Origin of the sequence: Pseudomonas hygromyciniae (assembly GCF_016925675.1) — a bacterium.
Taxonomy (GTDB): domain Bacteria; phylum Pseudomonadota; class Gammaproteobacteria; order Pseudomonadales; family Pseudomonadaceae; genus Aquipseudomonas; species Aquipseudomonas hygromyciniae.
Genome location: NZ_CP070506.1, coordinates 2866265 through 2889647, shown reverse-complemented (window position 1 = coordinate 2889647; position 23383 = coordinate 2866265). Strand labels below are relative to the sequence as shown.

13 protein-coding genes and 4 pseudogenes are annotated in these 23383 nt (G+C 55.4%); 11 read left to right on the top strand and 6 right to left on the bottom strand.

The genetic code is table 11. From position 1 onward, the window contains the following. Positions 1 to 182: 182 nt before the first annotated feature. The 9 genes and pseudogenes from JTY93_RS12735 to JTY93_RS12695 all read left to right on the top strand — a co-directional run bounded on the left by JTY93_RS12735 (position 183) and on the right by JTY93_RS12695 (position 11342). Positions 183 to 1940 carry a PD-(D/E)XK nuclease family protein gene (locus JTY93_RS12735; RefSeq protein ID WP_240357289.1) on the top strand — a complete coding sequence of 586 codons (1758 nt, stop codon included), beginning with the start codon at positions 183 to 185 and terminating at the stop codon, positions 1938 to 1940. Next, on the top strand, positions 1940 to 5113 hold the full coding sequence (locus tag JTY93_RS12730; RefSeq protein WP_205478322.1) for a UvrD-helicase domain-containing protein: 3174 nt from the start codon (positions 1940 to 1942) through the stop codon (positions 5111 to 5113). The genes JTY93_RS12735 and JTY93_RS12730 overlap by 1 nt, the downstream gene beginning before the upstream one ends. A gap of 54 nt (positions 5114 to 5167) precedes the next feature. Next, positions 5168 to 6379 carry a phospholipase D family protein gene (locus JTY93_RS12725; protein ID WP_205478324.1) on the top strand — a complete coding sequence of 404 codons (1212 nt, stop codon included), beginning with the start codon at positions 5168 to 5170 and terminating at the stop codon, positions 6377 to 6379. A gap of 359 nt (positions 6380 to 6738) precedes the next feature. Continuing rightward, positions 6739 to 7968 carry an ABC-three component system protein gene (locus JTY93_RS12720; RefSeq protein WP_205478325.1) on the top strand — a complete coding sequence of 410 codons (1230 nt, stop codon included), beginning with the start codon at positions 6739 to 6741 and terminating at the stop codon, positions 7966 to 7968. Beyond that, entirely contained in the window at positions 7958 to 8623 is a 666-nt protein-coding gene (locus tag JTY93_RS12715; RefSeq protein WP_205478326.1) for an ABC-three component system middle component 1, read from the top strand. The genes JTY93_RS12720 and JTY93_RS12715 overlap by 11 nt, the downstream gene beginning before the upstream one ends. Beyond that, complete coding sequence (locus JTY93_RS29940) at positions 8598 to 8792, top strand: AAA family ATPase (RefSeq protein ID WP_205519026.1); 195 nt, start codon at positions 8598 to 8600, stop codon at positions 8790 to 8792. The genes JTY93_RS12715 and JTY93_RS29940 overlap by 26 nt, the downstream gene beginning before the upstream one ends. Further along, on the top strand, positions 8792 to 9808 hold the full coding sequence (locus JTY93_RS12705; protein ID WP_205519025.1) for a hypothetical protein: 1017 nt from the start codon (positions 8792 to 8794) through the stop codon (positions 9806 to 9808). The genes JTY93_RS29940 and JTY93_RS12705 overlap by 1 nt, the downstream gene beginning before the upstream one ends. Then, positions 9801 to 10172: a hypothetical protein gene (locus JTY93_RS12700; RefSeq protein ID WP_205519024.1), complete on the top strand. Its 372-nt coding sequence runs from the start codon at positions 9801 to 9803 to the stop codon at positions 10170 to 10172. Before JTY93_RS12705 ends, JTY93_RS12700 begins: the two co-directional genes overlap by 8 nt. A gap of 18 nt (positions 10173 to 10190) precedes the next feature. After that, a pseudogene (locus tag JTY93_RS12695) lies at positions 10191 to 11342 on the top strand (IS3 family transposase). A gap of 547 nt (positions 11343 to 11889) precedes the next feature. Here JTY93_RS12695 and JTY93_RS12690 read toward each other — a convergent pair. Next, positions 11890 to 15555, bottom strand: a complete 3666-nt coding sequence (locus JTY93_RS12690) for a hypothetical protein (RefSeq protein ID WP_205477597.1) — start codon at positions 15553 to 15555, stop codon at positions 11890 to 11892. 181 nt (positions 15556 to 15736) lie between these two features. Next, positions 15737 to 16020 (bottom strand): annotated as a pseudogene (locus JTY93_RS12685) (IS5/IS1182 family transposase); the annotation flags it as partial. A gap of 743 nt (positions 16021 to 16763) precedes the next feature. On the opposite strand from JTY93_RS12685, the gene JTY93_RS12680 reads away from it, so the two are divergent. Further along, on the top strand, positions 16764 to 18362 hold the full coding sequence (locus JTY93_RS12680; protein ID WP_205477596.1) for a hypothetical protein: 1599 nt from the start codon (positions 16764 to 16766) through the stop codon (positions 18360 to 18362). A 39-nt stretch (positions 18363 to 18401) separates the two neighbouring features. Here JTY93_RS12680 and JTY93_RS12675 read toward each other — a convergent pair whose 3' ends face one another. Next, a complete protein-coding gene (locus tag JTY93_RS12675; protein WP_205477595.1) occupies positions 18402 to 19649 on the bottom strand; it encodes an MFS transporter in 1248 nt (415 codons plus the stop codon). A gap of 103 nt (positions 19650 to 19752) precedes the next feature. Here JTY93_RS12675 and JTY93_RS12670 point away from each other — a divergent pair, with 103 nt between their 5' ends. Then, positions 19753 to 20721, top strand: a complete 969-nt coding sequence (locus tag JTY93_RS12670; protein ID WP_205477594.1) for an AraC family transcriptional regulator — start codon at positions 19753 to 19755, stop codon at positions 20719 to 20721. Between the two features lie 28 nt (positions 20722 to 20749). On the opposite strand, the gene JTY93_RS12665 is transcribed toward JTY93_RS12670, so the two are convergent. The 3 genes and pseudogenes from JTY93_RS12665 to gcvA form a co-directional block, all read right to left on the bottom strand. Beyond that, positions 20750 to 21511: an SDR family oxidoreductase gene (locus JTY93_RS12665; protein WP_092236603.1), complete on the bottom strand. Its 762-nt coding sequence runs from the start codon at positions 21509 to 21511 to the stop codon at positions 20750 to 20752. A gap of 29 nt (positions 21512 to 21540) precedes the next feature. Continuing rightward, positions 21541 to 22367 (bottom strand): annotated as a pseudogene (locus tag JTY93_RS12660) (EamA family transporter). Between the two features lie 74 nt (positions 22368 to 22441). Continuing rightward, a pseudogene (gcvA, locus tag JTY93_RS12655) lies at positions 22442 to 23348 on the bottom strand (transcriptional regulator GcvA). Between the last annotated feature and the right edge of the window lie 35 nt (positions 23349 to 23383).

The window sequence follows — 23383 nt, the reverse complement described above, 5'->3', positions numbered from 1 at the left end:
GCGCACAACACTCGCACCAGCCCGGCGACCGGCTGATCCTGGCTGAGGAGGCCGGCGACTCGCTAGATGTGTCGCTGTCCGCGACCGGCGGGGTCAACTGCGGGTTCGAACGCCCTAGTCAGCTCCGCCCAGCCCTACAGGCACTAATCCTTGCCTTAGAAATGTGCTGGGAACCAATAGACATGAACCGACTGCTGGATTTCCTGACGCACCCAGTTGGCCCATTCAGTCGTCCTGCGAGAGGCAGGCTCGCTCGTGCTGTCGCCAAGCAGCCTGGAATTGGGAGCGAAGCCTGGACGGCGGCTAAGGCCAAGATCGCAGCGGGTAACGATGCCCAGGAAGTAGCAGATGAAATTACCTTCTGGCTGGAGTCAGAGCGCTGGTCACGCACCGATGGAGTGCCGGTCGATGCACTGATTGCTCGCGTCGCCCGGATGAAGGAGGCTATGCGGCTTCGCCTCTCAGGTGAATCCGCTGATGCGGCGAGCTTTACGGCGGCGCATAGCCAATGTGCGGCCGTCCATGAAGCATTGATCGAGCTGGCTCGGCAAGGGTTGGCCACGGTGCTGCCTCGGCAAGTCGAGCAGTTGGTCGCCCACGCCACGCCCGCCGGGGCAACCAACCCCGCTGCGGTTTCCCATGTCGGTTGCATGCGCTCGACCAGCACGGCAGCCGCGTGCATCGAAGCAGCTGATGAGGTGATCTGGTGGATGCCATCTACGCCTGCCCTGCCCTCGCCTCTGCCTTGGTCTCCTGCCGAGGTGAACGCTCTTACTCAATTAGGTGTGCAGTTGCGAGACCCGGCGCGTGAGCTTGTATCGTTAGCACTGAAGTGGCTGCGGCCACTACTTGCTGCGAGAAAAAGATTCATCATCGTCTGCCCTCCCCCCGGTACAGAAGTACATCCGATTCGCCAGCTTCTTAAGAAGCTCGTACCGGATATCGAGTCCGCTTCGCTTGACCTGGACATTGCACTCGACTCCACACTTCTCGGGGTAACCGCCGAGGTGCTTGCACCTCAGTCGCTGCCCGCTACTCCACGACACATCCAACTCCCTCATCCCGTGCAGCTCGGCGACGCTTTACAGTCGTTCACTACGCTCAACGAACTCTTCAATGACGCAGCCCTATTCGTTCTGAAACGAGTGGCGAAGCTGGATCCGACCTCCGTCCTGGCGGTGGATGAGGACAACCGCCTGCTGGGTATCCTCGCTCATCGGGTGCTCGAGAAACTCTTCGCGCACAACGATGCCTTGAGTTTGTCAAACTCCGATGCCGTTGCGTGGTTCCGCGCCGAAGCAGACTCGCTCTTGCTGACTGAAGGCGCTGTACTACTCATGCAGGGTGCAGGGGTAACGCAGCAGCACTTCCGGAAGGTTTGCGAACTAGCCATCTGCAGTCTCCTCGATCACCTCAGGCTCGCTGGTGCCGTTCAGGTTCAGACGGAGGTGGAGTTCAGAGGAACCTTGGGAGCAGTCCCGCTGATCGGCAAAATTGACCTCTTGGTCACGCTTGGTGACAAGCGAACTGTCGCCGTGGACATAAAGTGGAGAGGCGATACCTACTACGCCGGGCTGCTTCGCTCTGGCGAGCACCTACAGTTGGCGCTCTACTCCAGCCTCATAGAGCAAACAAGCGGTATCGCACCCGCCGCGCTTGGCTATTTCATCCTGGAAAGTGGCGGGCTGTACATCACCGCTGCCGACATCTTCCCAAAAGCGCAAGTCAGAAGACCGCCGGACGGCGTAACCGTCTCCAATCTACTGGACCGCGCGCGCTCTACCTGGAAGTGGCGCAAGCAGCAGCTGGACGCCGGGACCATCGAAGTCGTTCCGGAAGATCCGAACGACGAGTACCAGGGCCCTGAGGGAACCCTTCCGGTCAACGGTCCAAGCAAATGGGACCGAGACCACCTTATCTTGCTGGGAGGCTGGAAGTGATGAACAACATCGAATTCATCAGCGCAGGTGCCGGCAGTGGCAAGACCTACAAGCTGACCGAAACTCTCGCACAAGCCCTCGAATCTGGCACGGCACGGCCTCACGCCATCTTGGCCACGACCTTCACGGTGAAGGCCGCTACCGAGCTGCGCGAACGCGCCCGCTCCTGGCTTCTTGAAAAGGGCCGTATCGACCTCGCCACCGCCATAGGCCAAGCCCGCTTGGGCACCGTCAACAGTGTCTGCGGTCAGATGCTCAAGCGGTTCTGCTTCGAGTTGGGCCTGTCTCCCGACCAGACTGTCCTGGGTGAAGGTCAATCCAAGAGACTGCTCAAAGCCACGCTGGCCGAGTCGATGGATGCCGACGCACAAGCGGAACTAGTTTGGCTCACAGAGCGGTTCGGCATCGAACAGGCGGACTGGTCCAAGACTGTTGAGGCTGTCGTCAAGGCCGCGCTCGATAACGACATTGAGCCAGGGGCGCTTCGCGTGATGGGTACTCAGAACGCGGACGCTATGCTCGCGAACTGGCCTGTTCCAACTGCGGGGCTGAACCCGACCATGGCGTTGGCCACCGCGCTGGCCAAGGCGCACCAAGAAGTAACCGCCTACGTAGAACAGCAGCAGGCTGTCGGCGCCAAAGTTGCAGACAACCTCTTAAAAGGCCTCGACGGGCTGCAAAAACTGGATCGCCTCTTCCGTGAAGGACGCTGGTGCTGGCCCGACTGGATCGGCGCAGCAGGGTTTGACGCCGGCGCTAAGGTCAGGGATATCGTGGCACCAGTCAAGTCCGCAGCTCAGGCCCACGAGTCTCACCCGGCCTTTCATGCCGAGGTCCGTCGGTACCTTGACAAGGTGTTCAAGCTGGCCGCCGACGTTCTCGACGCCTACGAGCAGGCCAAGAAGGCGCTGGGTGCAGTCGACTTCAGCGACCAAGAGGTGTTGCTGCTACGTGCATTGAGGACAAAGCCAGCCGTCCGTGAAGTGTTGGCAGCAGAACTGGATCTCATCATGGTCGATGAGTTCCAGGACACCAGCCCGCTCCAACTGGCGCTTTTCGTCGAGCTGGCCAAACTGGCTAAGAAGTCGGTGTGGGTCGGCGACCCCAAGCAGGCTATCTACGGCTTCCGCGGAACTGACTCAAGCCTCATTTCCGGCGTTCTCAGCGCCATCAAGGGCTGGGGCGGAGTCATAGGGAAGGCTCTGGACACCTCCAGGCGCTCCACCGAAAGCCAGGTCTTGCTCACTAATAGTGTATTCAACTCTGCGTTCGAGCCCGACCTGACGCCTGAGCAGGTTCGGTTGCAGCCTCTGCGGAAGGACATCCCGGACCAGCCCGCGCTGTTGAACTGGAACTTCGAGAGCAGCCGAAACGACTCGGACTACCTAGGCCTTGGCCAGGCCATCCGCGAGCTGCTCGAGTCCGGGGTTAAGGTCGAAGACAAGGACACCAAGGAGCTCCGTCCGATTCAGGCCGGCGATGTCGGAGTGCTGTGTCGCTACAACGACCAGGTCGAATTTGCCGTCACGTCGCTCACGCGCTGGGGCATCCCGTCAGCCAGCCCACGTTCCGGCTTGTTGGGGACTGCCGAAGCCATCTATGTCATGGCCTGTCTGAGGCGCATGAACGACCCAACCGACACCGTCGCCACGGCGCTGGTTCTAACCCTGGCCGATGGCACTCCGATCGAGACCTGGCTTGCAGACAGGCTGCAATACCTAGCCACCGATGGGGTGAGGTCACACGAGTGGCTGACGAAGGGTGACAGCGCCCATCCGCTACTGGCCCGATTGGAAGAGCTGCGTCCAACGCTAATGGCTTTGACGCCACAGGAAGTACTGCGACTTGCTGCTGCCGAGTCCCAAGTGGTGCGGCTGGTCGGCCAATGGTCCACCTCCCCTCACGAGAGCCGCAATAGGCTGTCCAATGTCGAGGCACTGGTCGAGCTCGGAAAGACCTTCGAGGACGAGTGTGTCGCCGCGAAGCGACCGGCGACCGTCAGCGGCATGCTTCGTTGGCTGGACGAACTCGCCAGCGCAGAGGACGATAACCGGGCCATTTCAGAAGACAACTCGGTCTCAGTCCTCACCTATCACGGGGCCAAGGGGCTGGAGTGGCCAATCGTCGTGCTGACAAGCCTCGATGCGACAGCACGCAGTTCACTTTGGGGCGTGCGCGCGAGGACAGTTGGGGGCTTCGATCCGCAGCAGCCGCTCGCCAACCGCTTCGTACACTGCTGGCTGAAGACCTGGGGCAAGCGGTCCCAGCCCCAAGCCGCCCTCAACGCCGAAGCCAGCGCCACTGGTCAAGCCATGCAGGCAGAAGCCCTGGCGGAGAACAAGCGCCTTCTCTATGTGGGCCTGACCCGCGCGCGTGATATGAACGTCGCAGTGTCGTTCGTTCGCAAGTCAGGGGCGGGGCGCGCCTGGGTCGGCGAAATTCAAGGCGCAGCCGACCTGTTGTTCGGCGACTCAGGAACCATAGCGATACCCGACGGCCAGCAGCTCTCCAGATTATCGAGGTCGTGGAACAAGGATGACTGCTCAACCGAACCACCTGCCAAAGCCTCCGAGGCCTGCCGCTGGTTCACAGCTCGTCCGCGCGTGCAGGCCGAGCCGTTGTGGCATCGACCGAGTTCTGCCTCGGGCGGCACGTTCAAGGTAGTCGAGACTGACGCAGTAGGAGTCCGGCTAAGCTTGGCGGGCAAGCCCGACATGGCATCGCTGGGCACGGCGCTCCACCTGTGCATCGCTCGCGCCGGCGTGCTTGGCGGGATTTCAGCCCCTGACGTCGAACGAATCCTGATAACCTGGGCCGTGGCTCATTCTGTGGATAAGGAAGCCGTTTGCGCCCAGGCCAGAGCGTTCCAAGCTTGGGTAGCCAAGCGCTGGCCTGCCTGTCCCGTTTACGTCGAAGTGCCCATCGAAGCCAATGGCCCTAACGGCACTCGTATCCGGGGCCGCATCGACTTGCTGGTTGAACTGCCAGATAGTTGGATTCTCATGGACCACAAGTCGAACCCCGGTGGCTCAGCCAGAGACGAGGACCTGGTGGCTGAGCACGGCCCGCAGCTCGAGTCCTATGGTCATGCCCTTCTCAACGCGACCGGCAAGCCCGTGAGCGAGCGATGGCTCTACATGCCGGTCGCTGCACGAGCAGTCCGCCTCTGCTGACGCTCCTAGAAGCCCACTGGACTTAGTTAAATAGAAACACGAGGAAAAGCAGAGATGGATGTGAAGTTCCTGTCGGCTTCGCAGACGCAATCGACACTCATAGCACTGGTTGAGAACTGCGAGTCGATGCAATGGGCAGTAGCCTGGGCGACCGAGAACGCAGTCTTCGAGGCAGCGATGAAAGACAGCTCGAAGTTCGAGAACTTCGTTGTCGGCACTCATATGTTCCAGACGCAGCCCGAGGTGCTTGAGCGGGCGGCAGCGCTAGCGGCCGCAGCCGTCGTTCCTCCTACGGGCGACCTGTTCCACCCGAAGGTCTACCTGTTTCGTAACGGGCAACGCATACGCTGCGTGGTCGGGAGCCCAAATCTCACGAAGGCGGCGATGATCCGAAACGTCGAGGCGAGCGTGCTGCTTGATGGCTCGCTCGACGATGCAGCGCTGCTAGAGCTCAGTCGCTTCGTCGCAGAAGCGTGGAAGGGGGCGGAGGACATCTCTCACGAGTTCCTCTTTCGGTACCGTCACCAGTACGCAGCTAAGACGGCTGCGCGACAGGAACTGATCAAGTTCGCTGACGTTCGGCCACCTTCTAAGCCGAATACCAAGCGCGCGCCACATGATATGAGCTGGGCGGACTACCTCGTGCAGGTCCGAAGCTCATCACACCCGTCTGCGCACCTGTTTAAGGAGCGCTTGGGCGTTCTGACAAAGGCTCGCGCCCTTTTCGCGACTGGCATACCCTACGCGAAGTGGAACGAGGACGACCGCAAGCTGGTCGCCGGCACTCTCGGGCGCAAGAAGTCTCAGCAGCCAGGCGTGGACTACGGGCTTTTCGGGAGCATGGGCGCAAGTGGGACGTTCGCGAACCTGGTCATCGAAGCGCCCACAGGTCTCTCCCACGCCCTCGATTTCATCCCGTTGATGGGCGCGGTCACGCAGGGCGACTACGACCGCTACTGCAAAGCGTTCAGAGCAGCCTTCGATCAGGACGGGCGAGTCGGCGGACTACCGACCGCGACTAGGCTCTTGGCGATGAAGCGGCCTGACGCATTCGTGTGCATTGATTCGGCCAACCGGAAGGACTTGTGCGAAAACTTCGGTGTCAGCCCGAGCACAACGAACCTGGAGAACTACTGGCAGCGCATCATTGAGCCGATGCACGGTGATCCGTGGTGGAGACATCCGCAGCCGAGCAATGCGGCTGACGCAGAAATCTGGTTGGGACGTGCAGCGCTTCTGGACGCCATCTACTACACGCCCCGTTGAGTATGCCGCTCTTCGACTTCCTGCGGACGCAGGACACGTCCATCCCCTCTTGAAACCGCCGAGGTTCACCGATGGTGAAGAAGTCGCTGACTTGGTCATCGTCAAAAAAATCTACATCCTGGCAAAGCCTATATAAATTAATAGCTTAATCTTAAATCCAGCCCATCAAACCGCACTTTTCGCGTATCGCAGTATCACTAGACCACCGCGCTTAAACGTTAAAGCCAAGCAATAGAACAACTTTCCGGCGTCAGAAAACCAACAGAATCTCTCCAATCTGTGGTTTACAAGACGACATTTACATGGTGATATCTTTGTGCCATTTATGAGTATCATATCTATACGTGAAGGGAGTCAACGTGAGCGTCAAGAGCAAAGGCTATCCAGCCACCGCTGTGTCTACGTGGAGCGGCTACGTCTACCAAGGGAAAATTGCACTCTATCACTCCCTCAAGTTAATCCATCAGGGCGACTTAGATTTTGAGCTTCAACTAGATAGCAGCGACGATTTCGCCATTTACAAAAGCGGCGCACTTGTAAGCGCCCATCAAGTAAAAGCCAAGATTGGCACGTACAAAAGCGAGTATATCGAGGCACTGGAAAAATCTTCTGCTGTCGAGTACGATCGAGTTAAAGGCGTATCACGATACTTCCATGTATCGGTCCAACTCAACGATACCGATGATTACACCGGAAAGAACAACGAGCTGGTTAAACTCTACTCGTACGGGAACAACAAATATTGCGGTCTAGGCGAGATCGAAGGCCTCACAAAAGCTGTTATCAAAGAAATATGCAGCAGCAACTCCATCCTGCTAACCGACGAGCTCTTGCACTACAACTACTGCCTTCTGTCTGAAAAGATAAGCACACAAGCAGTCGCGATTCACCGAATGGTACAGGTCGACCGAGAAAAGGCCAACAAGGCAGCGTATGAAAGCCGTATTACAGCTCAGAGCCTAATAGACGACATTGTTAACAAGAACCCATACAACAACACTGAGTATTATGCGATCGATCTGAAGGCAAAGCTGCACAGTCATCTAGAAGACAGACTCGATCAAGCCTTACCTGGTATGAGCGACGCCTCGTACGGGCGAGCGCGTCGGCTCTTCGAACATATTCGGGATTCAGAAGCCAGCGACATGCAGACGCTTTGTCAATTGATAAAGCCATCAGAGCGTTTCTCCAGCATACAAAAAGCAGATATCCGGCGTTATTCCGGCCTTATCGAGGACATGTCGATTGAGCCGATTTTTAAACAATTCCCGCACTATCTGGACAGTGACAAGCGATTCTATCTTCCGACGGCCCTCGACCTTCCCTTCGTTGATGACCACGAGGGTTGCACTGTAGACCTGCTGGGAGAGATGGATACCAACGGAGATTTACTCAAGCTGCTGTTTGAGTACAACAACCTCATCCCCAGCAGATCTTCCGAGTCTTTCATCATCAATACCAAGTTCACGCACCCCAACGACCTTGACGATCAGCAGGTCAGAGACCGCATTGACAGCAACATTCTCAAATCATTTTGTTTAAGCATCGTGACTAAAGAGGACGCAGAGGCTCGCTTGAATGATAAATAAAATTATTGATGAGGCTCTCATTTATCATGGATTCACCAAAGACTTTGAAACCGACCTTACGAGCTTCTACGTTCGGGAATCCGGCTCCGCCATCCGCTTTGCGATTTTGCACAAGCTGGATCACTTACCCAGCCCCACCGAACTAAATACTCTTATTAATCAATCGGCCCCCGACTCCTTTCTGAACCATCCAACATTCAAGAAAAACTGTGACCTCATCTGCATTCATCACCTGAACCACCTAGCTGAATTCAAAGACCAGGAAGAACAGATTTTTGCGATTGAAGAGGACCCTCACTTTTTCAAGAAATATGTACTTTACTACAGCGATACTGAGCAGCATGCCATCCAGGACTATACCTTCAACGAACTAGTGGCCACTGTCTCGGACAAGAACCAGTTCAGCAACTACAAGGAAGACCCTCTGGCCGCTACGCACTACAGTGTTGCAGCAAAGATTTTCATCAAGCTTCCTTTTCTTGAGCTCCCGTTCACCCGACGTGAGCTTATTTCCTTGCGCCTGCAAGCAGCCGACGCCGTAGCCGAAGCAGGCCTTGATGAAACCTACACAGTCATCCAGAAACTCACGTCGAATAACGCGGAAGAATTGATCACGGAGCTGATGAGCAATGAAATGGAAAATAGCGCGGATTGAAGTTTCTCGATTTAAGGCTTTTAAACACATCAATTTGGATCTTGGCACCTCATCGCTGCTAACGCTCGACGGGCCGAACGGGTACGGAAAAACCAGTGTCTTCGATGCTGTCGAGCTGTTACTCACGGGTCAGATCAAGCGGATCGACAATCTTTTTTTTCGACATTGATGACGAAGCTCAAAACAAACTATGACGACAACCTATTCTGGAACCAGCGCACCGATCAAAAAGACCTGAGCATCAAAATCGAATTCCATGATGGGGACAAACGCTTGGTTCTGGCCCGGCATGCGCCCGTAAAAGCGTTCGACAAGAAATCGAACAACCGAGCCGACAAGTTCAAGCACTTCAAGCTGTATGAACTTCCCGATTTCGAATCGAAAGCCTTCACGCCGGTCAACCTGCGTGAGAACGAGTTTCTAGACGAAGTCTTCGGCAGAAACTTCCGGGAAAATTTCACCTTCCTCAACTACCTTGAGCAAGGGCAGAACAAACTGCTTCACACGCGAGTAGACGAGCGTAAAGACCAGCTTGGCAACCTGTTCAACATCAACGATGTTGCAGCTGAGATTGAAAATTGCCGCTCACTCTCGACAAGGTTCACAAAATTTTTAGGGGACGAAAAACGCAAAGCTGATGAAGAAGCGCTTAATAATGAGTGCACAGCCCTGCGCGCGATGGTGCAAGCCGATCTGGGAAATATTGATTACAAAAAGCTGTCCACGGTTGAGGTTGGGCCGGGTTGGGATAAGGAAGATCCCTTCCCCACCTACGACTCAGAGATTCACACCCAGTTCTCGAACGCCATTCGCAAGCTAAATGGCTTGCTCCCTCAGAAAGCAGCCATTCGGGTCAGAGCTCAGAATGATGCCATCAATGCGGACATCGAGTCGCACTCGGAGTCGCTGAGCAGCTTGGCACTGCTGGGCACCGACTTGAACAAACTAGATGACCTTCAACAGATCAAAAAGGAGCTCGACGGGCTCGATAAAGCAGCCAAAATCGTCAAGAAAGGTGCTTCCGCCATCACGGCAGAGCAGGCACGAACACTGCCAAGTTGGGCTGCTGGTCGACTTGAATGGTTTGAAGAGCAAATCAAAGCGCGTAATGACCTGAACATCAAGAACACAGCCAATGACAGTGCCGCTGCCGAACTGGCCCTGACTGAAGCAGCAGTTGCTTGATGAGCACGCCAAGCTCTATCCGGACGACAAGTTTTGCCCGTTGTGCGGGAATGACTGGAGAACTCACGTTGCAATGCTCGAAGCGATTGAGGTCAGAGCCCAAAAAATCTCTGACACCTTAGGAAAGGATGGGAAAGCACTCGTCGCGCTGACCACTGCGATGACCACTGAGTTGGGCACCATAGATACATTCATTCAGGGGCGCGAAACGATCCTGAAACCTGGGTACAACGAGGCACTGCATCAGGCACTGGCCAAAGTTGAAACCCGCCTCCCTGGGATCCAGCAGCTCCTGGAACGGCTAAGGGGCGAAGGCATTCTGAATCGCCCCGGGTTTCGTAGACACCTCCATGCCTTAAAATGAGGCCAATCAGGAGGTGCCATGAGCAACCCGCGTTATCCCGAAGAATTCAAAATCCAAGCAGTCAATCAAGTGACCGAAAAGAAGCTGCCTGTCGCTGAGGTAGCCGCCCGTCTCGGCGTGTCGACGCATAGCCTCTATGCCTGGATAAAGCGCTACAGCAAACCTCAAGAAGAACGGCAGCAGGATGATGATCAGCACGCTGAGCTACGTCGTCTGCGAGCGGAACTCAAGCGCGTCACTGAAGAGCGAGACATATTAAAAAAGGCCGCCGCGTACTTTGCCAAGGAGTGCGGCTGAAGTACGCCTTTATCAAGCAGCGCGCGGGCGACTATTCGATTCGACGGCTTTGCCTGACGCTGAAAGTCCATCCCAGCGGTTATTACGCCTGGCTGTCTGAGCCGCAATCTGTACGCGCCAAAGACGACCAGCGACTGCTGGGTTTGATCAAGCATTCCTGGTTGGAGAGCGGTGGCGTTTATGGCTATCGCAAAATCCACGACGATCTGCGCGAGGTCGGTGAGGATTGTGGTCGTCATCGTGTGGCGAGGCTGATGCGTCTTGAAGGTCTGCGTTCTCAGACAGGTTATCGACGCCGCCCTGGAAAGTACGGCGGTAAGCCAGCGGTCGTCTCACCCAATTTGCTGAAGCGCCAGTTCGATGTTGTGGAACCCAACAAGGTTTGGGTAACCGACATCACGTACATTCGTACGTATGAAGGCTGGTTGTATTTGGCGGTGGTACTGGATCTGTTTTTCTCGGCAGGTCGTTGGCTGGTCAATGAAGTCGCAGATGACCAGTGATTTGGCTATTGATGCGTTGTTGATGGCGGTTTGGAGGCGTAAACCGAAGCAAGAGGTGATGGTTCATTCCGACCAAGGCAGCCAGTACAGCAGCTCCGATTGGCGCAGCTTTTTGAAGGCAAACAATTTGGTTGCCAGCATGAGTCGCCGAGGCAACTGTCATGACAACGCCGTGGCCGAGAGCTTTTTCCAGCTTCTGAAACGGGAACGGATCAAGCGAAAAATCTACACCACGCGGGAAGATGCTCGGAGTGATGTGTTTGATTACATCGAGATGTTCTACAACGTAAAACGCCGCCATGGTTTCAACAATCAGCTGTCACCGGTAGAGTTTGAAAAGCGTTACGCAATGAGCTTGCAAGGTGTCTAGAGAATCCGGGGCGATTCACAACGCTTGGCCAAGCAAGCGTCCTAATGGTCACCGCGTAGCAATTCAGCGACAGGATTAACCGGAGCGAGTCATCGATACTGACGCCTTCGAGGTCGGGGTGCATGGAGCGCCCCGGGTACATAAATGCTGCGACATTACTAAGCAAAATCAATGATGACCGCGCGAAGCCTCGATATCTAGTGCCTATTGTCCGCAGCCGGCGCAAAGATCATTTTGTAGTGGTCAACTAATTGCGAGCCTCAAATACATAGCTAAGTGCTCTGCCTATCTTTGGCTAGGTGGAGTTCATGGAACGCTTACATCGGAAGCACATCGTCGGTCATTAGATTTTGGCTTAGAATGTGGGCCTCATGGCGCACTTACGATTGTTCAGGGCTCTTGCCCGGCAGACGAGTTTGAGAAAACCCAGATCAAGCTGAAAAGCATGGAGCAGGCATTGTTTGCCGGCTCTACGGTTTAATTAGGTGGGTGATCAATTCCGCGACACCGGAACCTTGGCATGCCGTTATTTCAGTATCGCAGATTGTCAGGATTGCAGATTCAAGAGCTGGTGATAAAACGTGACCGGAACCTGATTCAGTAGCCGCACCTCTTTGTAGTAACGAATGTGAGGACTACTTCGGGTCAAGATCCTCGCAAGCGACGAATGAGCCACCCTTTCAAATCCATCATAAGAAAGACCCTGAATAAACTTGCAATATCTATCGGACAAGTTCGCAAAATTAGCAGCGGTAGCATAGACAATGATAAGTACCGTGCTGCAACCAACCGAGTTATAGAGGTGAATCTTGTTCATATGCTCGCGGATAATGTTTCGCTCAACCGCTTTCAGCCTAAAGGCCTCTATAAGGGCTATATATCTGTCGCCCTTGTCCATTATCCAAGCATCTACTTCTCCGACCTCATCACCTGACGCAGAACTGCCGCTACGCGACTGGTCGCGAACCGTCCAGCCAGCAAAATTCATGCGATGGCGCATCAATGAGACGAGCCAGTCATTGATTGAGTTCTCTTTTACTAGAGAACTCACCTTGGAAGTTGTCACTTTATATGAACGCCTCAAATGCATGCGCCGCAACAGCAACTCCAACCCAATTTGATCAACCACATCAAGCACATATTCGTCTAGAGTATTGGCATTGTTACTGAAAATTTTCACCTGATCAACGGCTTGCATATTACAAATACTATGCCATGCATTTAGCGAATCTTCCCCCGATGAAAAAAGGCCATTGGTTCCGAGAGAAATCGTGCTTGCCTCAGACAACTCCCCCTCGAAACTCGAAGCCCTTTTTTCTATTTCTTCCGGTAGATCCTTATGAAGCTGTCGCATACGTTTCATGCGGTCAAGCGCTTCACCTGTGCGCCCGACATATTTGAGATACTCACACCTTAACAATGAGATTTCAACGTTGTCCTGCTGTTGAATAGAGGCCAAACTCCAGAATCTCTCAAACACCTCCAGGTTAAATATTTTAAGACTTAGTTTCAGAATATAATAGAGATCCATATTCTCCAGCGAGGATAACTTTAGGTTTTCATAGGCACTCACCCATCGCTCACAGTACAAGCGCCCCTCGATATTACCGTCGGTTTTTGCTTTTTCGAGCGCGGCCCTGATAAGCCCGCTCATCTCCCTGATTGCTCGTGGCCGGAGTGACATGCGCTCAAAACGCCGAAGCGCACTTGACGCATCAACTTCTATCTCAGCGGTCGCCAGGAGATATTCGCAATAACGCTCGACTCCTGACGCGTGCATATCATCGCTACATCTCAACTCCTTCAATTTTTCGAATCGCTCGACAGCAGACAGACTAGCGTCGTCAAAGACCTGTTTGAGTTGAATTTGCGCGGACAAATTGTTTAACCGTGCGTCATGCGATTTATGGCTACTCTTCCTCGCATACTCAATATAATAGCTCGCCATTTCGTGCTGACCATTATTGGCTGCCATGGTAATCAACTCGTAAAGTTGCGGCATCCAATGAGGTTTTTCGGACACAGCCGCTCTATTGGATATCTCCGCTTCGATCAGCGCTTTACGCCTCGGCGCCTCGGTTCTTTCAAGCAATGTAAATATCGCCGTCAGTGGAACGTGCTCGCTCGAAACGAGCTTCACTAAGCGCTCAAACATGCTGTCTTTAAATAGATTGGCTGCCGCGCAGATCTGTTGCCACACTCTAATCGGACTGTGCTCAGAATTGTCTATGAAGTAATCCAGCGCGCCCGAGTAACGGCCATCACTAAAGCCAAATTTTTCAACTATTGAAACTATTTCACCTTCGCCATCGGATACGCTCTCCAACTCTGTTTCGGCAGCATGTAGAGTCAGCAGCAACCTCAGGTGCATTCTAACGCCCGCGATAAAACTCCTCAGCTTATTTGGGTCATCGCTCATGTCATCTATGCACAGGTCTTCGAAAACATAAATTAACTTCGCCTTTTGACCTTTTGGCAAATGGCGATATAAGCACGCCCAATCAAGTTCTTCGAAAGCAACAGGAGCCTCGCGCTCGCTGCACTTTTTCTTGACCAATGTATTCAGCACCGTCAAGTAACTTTTTGCCAACTGCGTAGAAACAGATCGAAGCGCGGATGCCTTATCACCCTGCATGCCTGTAGTTTCTTTCAGCATCCAAAAAAGGGCAATCCACTCCCCTAGCGGGATTTGGCCAGGCGTTTTATTTCTTTTCTCCAAACGAGACTTGAGAATTCCCATGAACGGCTCAACGTTATGTGAAAACAGTTGAACCCGCGAACCCGAGCAATCCACATAATGAATGGACATGATCGCTTTATTAAAGGAGGGTAAACAGGTATCGTCAATGGATTTTCCATGCAAAGAACCACCCAACTCACCCTCTACAAACCACGCAATAGCTTCAGCTAAATTTTCCAGCCCGCTTATCACTTGCGCTGCATTCAAATAGTCGGAATAGGAGTCAACGTATATCTCTAACGCTTGAGTCCACAGAAGATTTTTCCAGATCTTGTCATAGGCAACCTTTGACGAATTCAGCTGACGGATTCGCTGTATTCCCCCATAAATCTCGATCAGGCCAATGTGATTAGTGGGGAAAAACGAAAGCAACATGCATAAATATTTTTTATCTATTGCAGACTCGAGTAACATCCCGATCAGTCTTGGAAGTTTCGGCGCACACTCAAGCAGCTTTTTGGTCAAGGGAAAACTGCTATCTTCACTGTATAGATTATTCTCGCTTCGAATGATAGTGGCAACCAGGCTCCCACTTATTTCCCCACCGCTATGGTTTCCCCATCGCGTGGTATCGGCCCACCATTGAGCCTTTTCATATAAAGAGTCATCTTCGCCTGCAGGATCCAACAAGCCTTTGATCAACCCCAGATCTAATTGATCGGGATGCTTGCGTCGGCCTGCTCCTTCACTGCTGGCAAGTTGTCGCACGCCGCGCTGGGCAAGTACCACATCTACGGCACATATGGACCAGTCATCATTCAGGGATTGGTCGTTCAATAAATAATCAACACCTGCTTTCAGGAATTCTTCCTGATCGATCTCAGGCCTATCAAAGTCTAAGTCAAAGATGTAATTCCACCCCGTCACCAACCTCATTTTCAGGGTATAGGTCGCGAACGCTTCGTCTACAGTATTTGATGATCTCAACAGCTCCCAGACTTGCGACCCGACACTCTCCACTTCGCGCGTATCTATTGAGAGTAAAGCGTAATCACCCCGACGCTTCAGATACGGTTCCAGCACCACCAGGTCATGAGCGTTCAGCGCGCTGCAGGCGATTTGTAATTTAGGAGCCAGCAATCCGTCCCATCCGGCCTGTACATCACGCAAGAACTGAAGCGCATTGAGCTGGGCTATCAATTTCGCTGGCATGTCTAATGCCACCTCCATTGAGGCCAAAACCTTGAGATAACCATTCGGAAAGCTGATCGCTCTAACGGCCTCCAGCGCCTCAATATCAATGGTGTAGGCTAGGAATAACTCGCCCCCGTCTTCGGTAGGCCAGCCTTGCCGGCCCTCCAGCAATTCTTTTACCGCTCCGCGATTCAATAGGGGTGGGTAAATCTCGGACGCAGCAATCAGTTCGGCAACACGTTGATGCTTTTCGTTGAAAATTTGTCGGCTGGGTGGGTGATCGTGCTCATAAAGGGACAGCTTCCGTTCCAGATCTTTAATTAACTCGTACGATCTCATCTCTGTTTCCAAATCTACCAGTACGCTGCGTGTTTTTTCGCTCTATCGGAGGGAAGCGTTACTCCGCTTCACCCGCTACGGTTTATCGCCCAGTTTTGCATATCGCCTCCGCGCCTTCACTCATTGATCTTCCACGCGTTGAAATGACCAGCACAGACTCAGATCAGTAGGATCGGTTGCAGGGATGACGCTGCTCTGGCAAATGGCGACGGTGTGCGTCGGTGTAGCCATAGGACTTGCGGAGTTCTGGAGACTGAAAGCTGCCCTTGGCTCGCTCCTTTACACGAGTAATTCCGGCCAGCTTCAACGCCTCTGCAAAGGTGCCAGGAGGCGCTGTGATCCCGGTTTCGGCATGAAATGCCAGCGCCAATTCGGCCTGGCTGGAATAAGGGGGCGTATGAGCGAGCTTGACCAACAGTGGGTATGCTCCAGAGCGATAACGGGAGGGCGTCCGATTCGGGGCATGGTGGCAATACTGCGCAGTGAAGAAGCAAGAATCTTACTTGATTTTGTCTACACCCTCCTAAGGCACTAGACGCCCCTGATGTAATCGCAGAGCCAAGGCCGGCGTCGGCATAAGCGGTACCTGGGCACTCGGGCGCTCGCATTCGACCGCCCGCGCGCTGCGCCTCGCTACCCTACACGTGTCGAAACCGAACCGGCCACTTTGCATTAGCAGAGCCGAACAAGAATTGGGCTACGCATAACCTGCTTTGGTTTCCAGTTCACCGAGGGAGAACCTCTGAGCATGTCACTCCCCTACCCCCCCCAGCCAACCCCAGCTTCGGCGTACACTCAAAGCCACACAAAGCCATACTGGACTTCGTCAGGAATCACAATTCGTGATCGCTCATGTGCGGCGTCTGAGTGGGGGCAAAATTGGGGGCATATTAAGATTTTTTCAAACTGAAACTACCGATCTAGAGCCTAGTCAAAATGTTCTTTGGGGATCCTGAGAGTCTTTAGGTTTCGTCGGTCAGGCTGTTTCGCTGATCATTTTTGGCTTTTCATAGGCCAGGGAGCTCCATTCACCTCCAGTGGATCGCTACATTGGTGGCACATCTGAGGGCACGCTTTGGATGGTTTGAAAAGGATGCCCCCATTCGTCAGTACAAACTTCATCTTCTGGCACGTATCGCTGTTTTGATACTTAGTGAGAAGCTCTCATTTCCCTAGGATGGGGATGAACTCTCTATAAGGAAATGACCATGCTACCCACCACTGATCAACTGCCGACATTAGGTTTCCTGCACAAAGCCGTATGCGACTGCTTAGGCCTGTGGAACAGTGAAAACGATGACTTCACCTTCCACGTATCCGCCACCGAAAAAGAACGTCGCGCCGCGTTACGGCAGGCCTTTAAAGCAGTTGAAAAAGACAACGGCACCTTTGGTTCTCTCGATGACCTTGCAGTCGTCACTGCCCAGCTAGCACCAAAGGATGCGCAGAAGGTTAAGAAGAGCAGAACGATTCAAGCCTATGTGAATTACCTGTCCAAATCAGATTTTGAATCGTTCGATGAATACTTGGAGTTGAGCCAATACATCCAGACTTTAATCGCTGAACGTTACGCACGTTGGAATGTATCCGAATTCGCGATCGACTTTTATGTGTCGGCCTTTGCCCATTACCGGGAGTTTGTCAGGGAATATGCTTGCAACACACACAGCCAAACATCCAGCTACCAGTGGTTTCTCAGCCAAGATTTGATTGAATTGACGAAGGTGCTCGCCCGCGCAACGTCACATGGCAATACTTGGCCGGCAGAGGATCAGGACGAACAGTGGCCGTTAAGGAGCTTCGCCGACCTGGCTTGCAGCATAACCGGTATCTCGCTGCACAAACTTCATCAGTATCACCAGTTTCAGCTAGACGCGCCGCTCGGGGAGCAAGCTTGGAATTGTGATTTCACCTCCCAACTCGTGAACACTCAGTCGAAACAGGTGATCGATCGACTACGCAAGCCTAGCCGTGTGAAATGGGAAATATTTTATCCAACCCTTCAACCGCTGACCTGCCAGCTGCCGGAGGCGATCGATAAGAAAGCATTCGCAGTGCACGCCTTCGCGGCCATGATCGCTCACAACCTCAATATCCATGTGGCAGATTGCGGGACGTTTGAACGTGAGGCGAGGAGCCGCTCCAAAACAGCGCCGGTTGACCTACGTCATGCAATACCGAGTAGCGACTGGCTCGAATTGTTATTCAACCAGTACCCCCTCGACGATGAAGCGTTTGCCCAGCAGGCTTCCCTGCGTTACCAGGCACAGCTTGACGGTATCAGGCGTTTACCGGGCTCACTGAACAGCGCTGCAGAGATTCCAAGCTGCCTGGATCTCGCATATAGGAACGAACACAAGCTGTTTGCGCAAGGCGCCTGGCACATCGCGTCAGGGAGAGTACCGAACTGGCTTAACGAATGGAAATTCGCCCAGGATGCCATGTATGCCGGTGACGACAAACGAGCGCTCGTGCACTTCGTCGCCGCGCTCGAACAGGCCAAACACAGAGCGGGACCGTTGTTCATCCCTTTTTACATACAGCTATGTGCGTTCAGCAAAGCGCAATATCGCCTGCTTTCAGAACGAAAAGAGGAGGAGCTATTCGAGCGCTTCTACGAAAGCCTGGTTAGCAACGCCGCGCTTTACGCAGGATTGGTAGGCTACACCCCACATTTCGTAAGAGATCCTCAGACGTTGTTACCCCAATGCACCCTGCCACTGAAGTCGAAGTGGATAATTGGTGAAACCGAAGTGTTGGCTAGATTCCTGATAAATCGGTTATCTGCGGGCGAGAACCGATCATAAGGAGCTACATCGTAATCAGCCTGCTCTTTGTGCCATGAGTCATGGGCCGAGTCCTTTCCACGATGGAACGCCCCGGGCAGAAGGGACGCGGACCCGCAGCGCAATCAACAGCGCGGCCAGCAGCATCAGCACAGCCGCTGCGACGAATACGCCTGCGCTGCCACCGAGGCTGAACACTGCACCGCCAGCGGCGGCGCCTGTTGCGATGGCCGATTGCACAGATGCCACCACCATGCCTCCGGCGCTTTCCGCCTGATCAGGTACCGCACTGGCAACCCAGTTCGACCACGCTACCGGCACACCACCAAAGGCCAAGCCCCAGATCGCCAGGAGTATCGCCTGCCCCGGCAACGATGCCGGCAACAGCACCAACGCCAGTGCTGCAACACCGACCAGGGCGGGCATCAACACCAGAGTGGCCAGCGGGTGGCGCTCCAGCAGCCTCCCGGCCAACAGCGTGCCGACGAAGTTGGCCACACCGAACCCCAGCAACATCAGTGACAGCCCTTGCGAGCCGATGCCCGTAGTCCCTTCAAGGAATGGCCGAACATAGGTGAACATCGCGAAGTGCCCGCTGTGCACCAGCACGCAACCGAACATCCCCATGGCGATGCCTGGGCGCTGCAACACCTCTAAAACAGTGCGCAGTCTTGCCGGCCGACGCGGCGCGAGGCGCGGCAGAGTGAACGACTGAAAAGCCAGGGTCACCATGCCTACCGCCGCCGCTGCAAAGAACGCGCTGCGCCAGCCATAAAGCCCGCCCAGATAGCTGCCCAGCGGCACTGCAACGACCGTCCCGATAGCAATGCCGCTGAAAATGATCGATAGCGCCCGAGGCAATAGAGCACTCGGCACCAACCGCATCGCGACCGCCGCCGCCATGCTCCAGAACCCGCCAAGGGCGATACCCAGCAAGATGCGCATCAACAACAGCACCGCGAAGCTGGAGGAAACGGCGACCAACAGATTGGAAGCGACCATCAACGTGGAAAACCCCAGCAACACCCAACGCCGGTCGATGCCACGGGTCAGGCCTGGCACCAACAAGCCGGCGAACAGCGCTACGACGGCTGTCACCGTTACCGCCTGGCCAGCCAGCGCTTCGGACACTCCCAGGTCAGTGGCCATCAGCGTCAACAAACTGGCCGGAAGATACTCAGCGGTCAGTAACCCGAACACCCCCATTGCCAACGAAAAGACGGCCATCCACGCGGGGGTCGCAGGCTCAACATCTAAGTCGGCGCCAGGATGGCGGTCAGGGACGGCATTACATACACAGTCGGTCATTTGTACGGATCTCCCAATCTTCATTACGAACCGAAGTCTAGGCGCCGTAAGCTGGATGATCTATGATTGAAAATCTCTACTTTTTGACCAAAACACCTGAACGATGCCTGCTGACCAGTTTGCTCTCTCCTCAGACCTCATCAACGAGCTATTGCGTGGCATGCGCCTGCGTGGCGTCGAATACCGGCGTATCCAGGCAGGCCCCGCCTTCGGTTTGGGCTTCCCGGAAAAACCTGGGCACGCCTGGTTCCACTTCATCGCCGTCGGTAACGCGGTGCTGCGCATGGAGGATGGCACCACCTACGAGCTGTCTGCCGGCAACGCCGTGTTCATCTCCCATGGCGCGGCCCATCAACTGCTTTCACATCCGCACGCGCCTGTTATAGACATCGACCGTCTACACGGCGCCCCGCTCGGTGACACCGTCAGCGCAGTGGATGCCGACGCCGATGCCAGCCCCACGCCGAGCACTATTTTGTTCAGTGGTTGTATGGAGTTTGAACTGGGCAGTATCCATGGCCTTGGCAAGCTGATGCCGGGCCTGATGCTGATTGATGCCGGCGGCCAGCGTTACCCCGGCCTGGTACCGATCCTGACAACCATGGAGCGCGAAGTTAGCGCCGCACGTATCGGCTTCGCCGGTATCCTCGCGCGCTTGGCCGACGTGGTGGCTGCCATGGTCGTGCGCGGTTGGGTGGAGTGCGCCTGCGGCAATGCCTCGGGCCTGGTCGCCGCCTTGCGCGATCCACGCTTGGCCGGCGCGCTGCTTGCGCTCCATCAGCAACCGGGCCGCGACTGGACCGTTGCGCAGTTGGCAGAGCACTGCAATACCTCACGCTCGGTCTTCGCGGACCGCTTCCAACTGACGATTGGCATGGCCCCGCTACGCTATGTCACCGAACTGCGAATGCGGCTTGCGAGCCAGTGGCTGACCCTCGAAAGGCTACCGATTGAGGAGGTAGCGCAGCGTTTGGGCTATACATCGCAGGCCGCTTTCAGTCGTGCATTCAAGCGCATCACGGGCAAAACACCTGGATTGAGTCGTAAGGTGAGGCAACCCGCTGTTACTTGAAACCGAGTCGATGATCCGTGCCTCTGACTCATTTACCGCCCGTTACGTCCAGGAATGTACCGGTAACGAACGATGCCTCGGCGCTCGCCAACCATAGAATCGCACGGGCCACTTCCTCCGGCTGTCCGCCCCGCCCCATGGGGATCGAGTCCTTGACACGATCGACCCGCCCCGGCTCACCGCCACTGGCATGCATGTCGGTATAAATATGTCCGGGGCGAATACAGTTGACGCGTATGCCTTCCCGAGCCACTTCCTTTGCAAAGCCAATGGTGAACGTCTCCAACGCCCCCTTTGACGCCGCATAGTCGACGTACTCATTGGGGCTGCCAAGGCGCGCGGATGCCGATGAAACATTGATCACCACGCCGCCCGGGCCGTTGTGACGGTAAGACATGCGCTTTACCGCCTGTTGCGCGCAGAGAATTGGCCCAATCGCATTGACCGCAAAGATGCGCTGCATACGCTCGAAGCCGAGCTCTTCCAGGCGTGACTGAGGCGCCAGCATCCCGGCGTTATTGACCAGGACGTCAATGCGGCCGAACGTGCGATCGATGGCCGCGAACAAATCGGCCACCTGCTGGGGGTCCGCACTGTCTGCCCGCATCGCCAAGGCTTTGCGCCCCAACGCTTCAATATCCGCAACCACCGCCCGCGCTGCGGGCTCGTTGGCAACGTAGCTGATAGCCACGTCATAACCTCTTGCCGCAGCCAGCCGGGCGGTTGCGGCCCCCACTCCACGACTTCCACCCGTGATCAGAATCAGCGGTGCCTGTGAGACGTTGACCATGAGATATAGCTCCTGCGCTGTTGGCTGTATCAGCCGATGATGAGGGTGCCGCTGGCGATCACTGCGCATGCCAGTATCCGGCGCGCGGTGAGCGTCTCGCCGAGAAACACATAGCCGATCAACACCGCAAACAGCACGCTGGTTTCGCGCAATGCCGATACCGCCCCCAAGGGCGCTTCGGTCATGGCGTAGATGACCATTCCATACGCAAGCAAAGAGACCAGCCCGCCAACCAACGCGGTCACTGTTCCGGGCCGGACGCAGAACAAGCTGCGGGTGTCACGCAGGCCGATGTAGACCACTGGCATTAGCACGCCCCACAGAGCGCACATCCACACGGTGTACGCAAGCGGCGCGCCGGAGAGCCTGGCGCCGATGCCGTCGACCACGCTGTAGGCCGCGATAAAGCCGCCCGTACCCAGCGCATAGGGCAAGCTGGGAACCGACAGACTGCGCCCTCTGAAGGCCAACGAAATAATCCCGCCTGACACCAGCGCAATCCCCAGCAATTGGCCGGGCGTGATGCTTTCTCCGGCAAAAACGGCGGCCCCCAAGGTAACCAGCACCGGCGACGAACCCCGTGAAATCGGATAGACCTGCCCCAGGTCGCCGACCCGGTAACTGCGCACCAGGAACAGGTTGTAGCCCACATGCAGCAACGCCGAAAGCACCGCGTAGCCCCAGCTCTCAATCGCGGGGGCACCATGAACGCTGCGGCGACGACACTGGTAATGGCGATGGCAATGCACATCACCGTCATGGACCACAACCGATCGGCACCGCTACGCAGTAGCGCATTCCAGCTGGCATGCAGGAGCGCGGCGAAAAGCACGAGGAAGATGATAGGAATAGGCATGCGCCACTTTAGGCAATGCCGCGCCGGGACTAAAGCGAAGTCTCCTCATCGCAGCATGAGCGGATACTCATAATTCACTCATCCAGCCGTTGGACTTTAAGTGCCTCGCCGACCAACCATTGGCGAAAGCTGGCGATGTGCGGCTGCGATTCGATGCCCTTGGGGCAAACGAAGTAGTAAGCCAATGGCGATGGAAGCGGCACATCAAACAACCGCACCAAACGGCCATCGCTGATTTCGTTCTCGACGTGCCCGCTGCGCACCAATGCAACGCCCTGGCCGAGCAAGGCCGCCTCGACCGTCATGTTGGTATCGCCAAATCTGACGCTCTCCTTGAGCGGCAAATAGGCCAGCCCGACGGCTTGAAACCATACCTCCCATTTAGGCACCAACTCGGCACCATCGCGCGTCAGCAGCGGGAAATGCAACAGGTCTGCGGGGCTCTGCGGAGTCCCGACGCGCCGCAACAGTTCGGGGCTGGCCACAGGAAACACCTGCTCCCCAAACAGGAACTCAGAATGCAGACCGGGGTAGTTGCCCTTGCCGAGCCTGATCGCAACATCAGCCTGGCCGTGGGAGAAGTGGATTATTTTATCCGTGGTGTCCAGCGAGACCAGCAGCTCGGGGTACTGACGAGAGAGACGCGGCAAGCGTGGCAGCAGCCATTTGAGCGCGAAGGAATAGGTGGTGCTGACGCTGAGTCGAACCCCTGTCTTTTTGCTCGCGCAAATCCCCCAGAGTCGCCTCCAGGCTGATGAAAAACTCCCGCACGATCGGCGCCAGCGCAGCCCCCGCAGCCGTGAGGCGTAACGCCTTGCCACGCTCAAACAACTGCACGCCCCACAGCGCCTCAAGGTGCTTGAGCTGGTGACTGACCGCGCTTTGAGTAACATGTAGCTCCTGCGCGGCCGACGTAAAGGTCAAGTGCCGGGTGGCAGCTTCAAATGCGCGCAAGGTGGCGGTGGGCGGCAGGTCTCTCATAGGGGCAGGATCCAGCGAATTATCAGGAAGGCGCA

Bases quoted from the DNA above. Each gene is read 5' to 3' on its own strand.
- JTY93_RS12735 (WP_240357289.1), top strand. From the start codon at position 183: ATGAACCGACTGCTGGATTTCCTGACGCACCCAGTTGGCCCATTCAGT.
- JTY93_RS12730 (WP_205478322.1), top strand. From the start codon at position 1,940: ATGAACAACATCGAATTCATCAGCGCAGGTGCCGGCAGTGGCAAGACC.
- JTY93_RS12725 (WP_205478324.1), top strand. From the start codon at position 5,168: ATGGATGTGAAGTTCCTGTCGGCTTCGCAGACGCAATCGACACTCATA.
- JTY93_RS12715 (WP_205478326.1), top strand. From the start codon at position 7,958: ATGATAAATAAAATTATTGATGAGGCTCTCATTTATCATGGATTCACC.
- JTY93_RS29940 (WP_205519026.1), top strand. From the start codon at position 8,598: ATGAAATGGAAAATAGCGCGGATTGAAGTTTCTCGATTTAAGGCTTTT.
- JTY93_RS12705 (WP_205519025.1), top strand. From the start codon at position 8,792: ATGACGAAGCTCAAAACAAACTATGACGACAACCTATTCTGGAACCAG.
- JTY93_RS12690 (WP_205477597.1), bottom strand. From the start codon at position 15,555: ATGAGATCGTACGAGTTAATTAAAGATCTGGAACGGAAGCTGTCCCTT.
- JTY93_RS12680 (WP_205477596.1), top strand. From the start codon at position 16,764: ATGCTACCCACCACTGATCAACTGCCGACATTAGGTTTCCTGCACAAA.
- JTY93_RS12675 (WP_205477595.1), bottom strand. From the start codon at position 19,649: ATGACCGACTGTGTATGTAATGCCGTCCCTGACCGCCATCCTGGCGCC.
- JTY93_RS12670 (WP_205477594.1), top strand. From the start codon at position 19,753: ATGCCTGCTGACCAGTTTGCTCTCTCCTCAGACCTCATCAACGAGCTA.
- JTY93_RS12665 (WP_092236603.1), bottom strand. From the start codon at position 21,511: ATGGTCAACGTCTCACAGGCACCGCTGATTCTGATCACGGGTGGAAGT.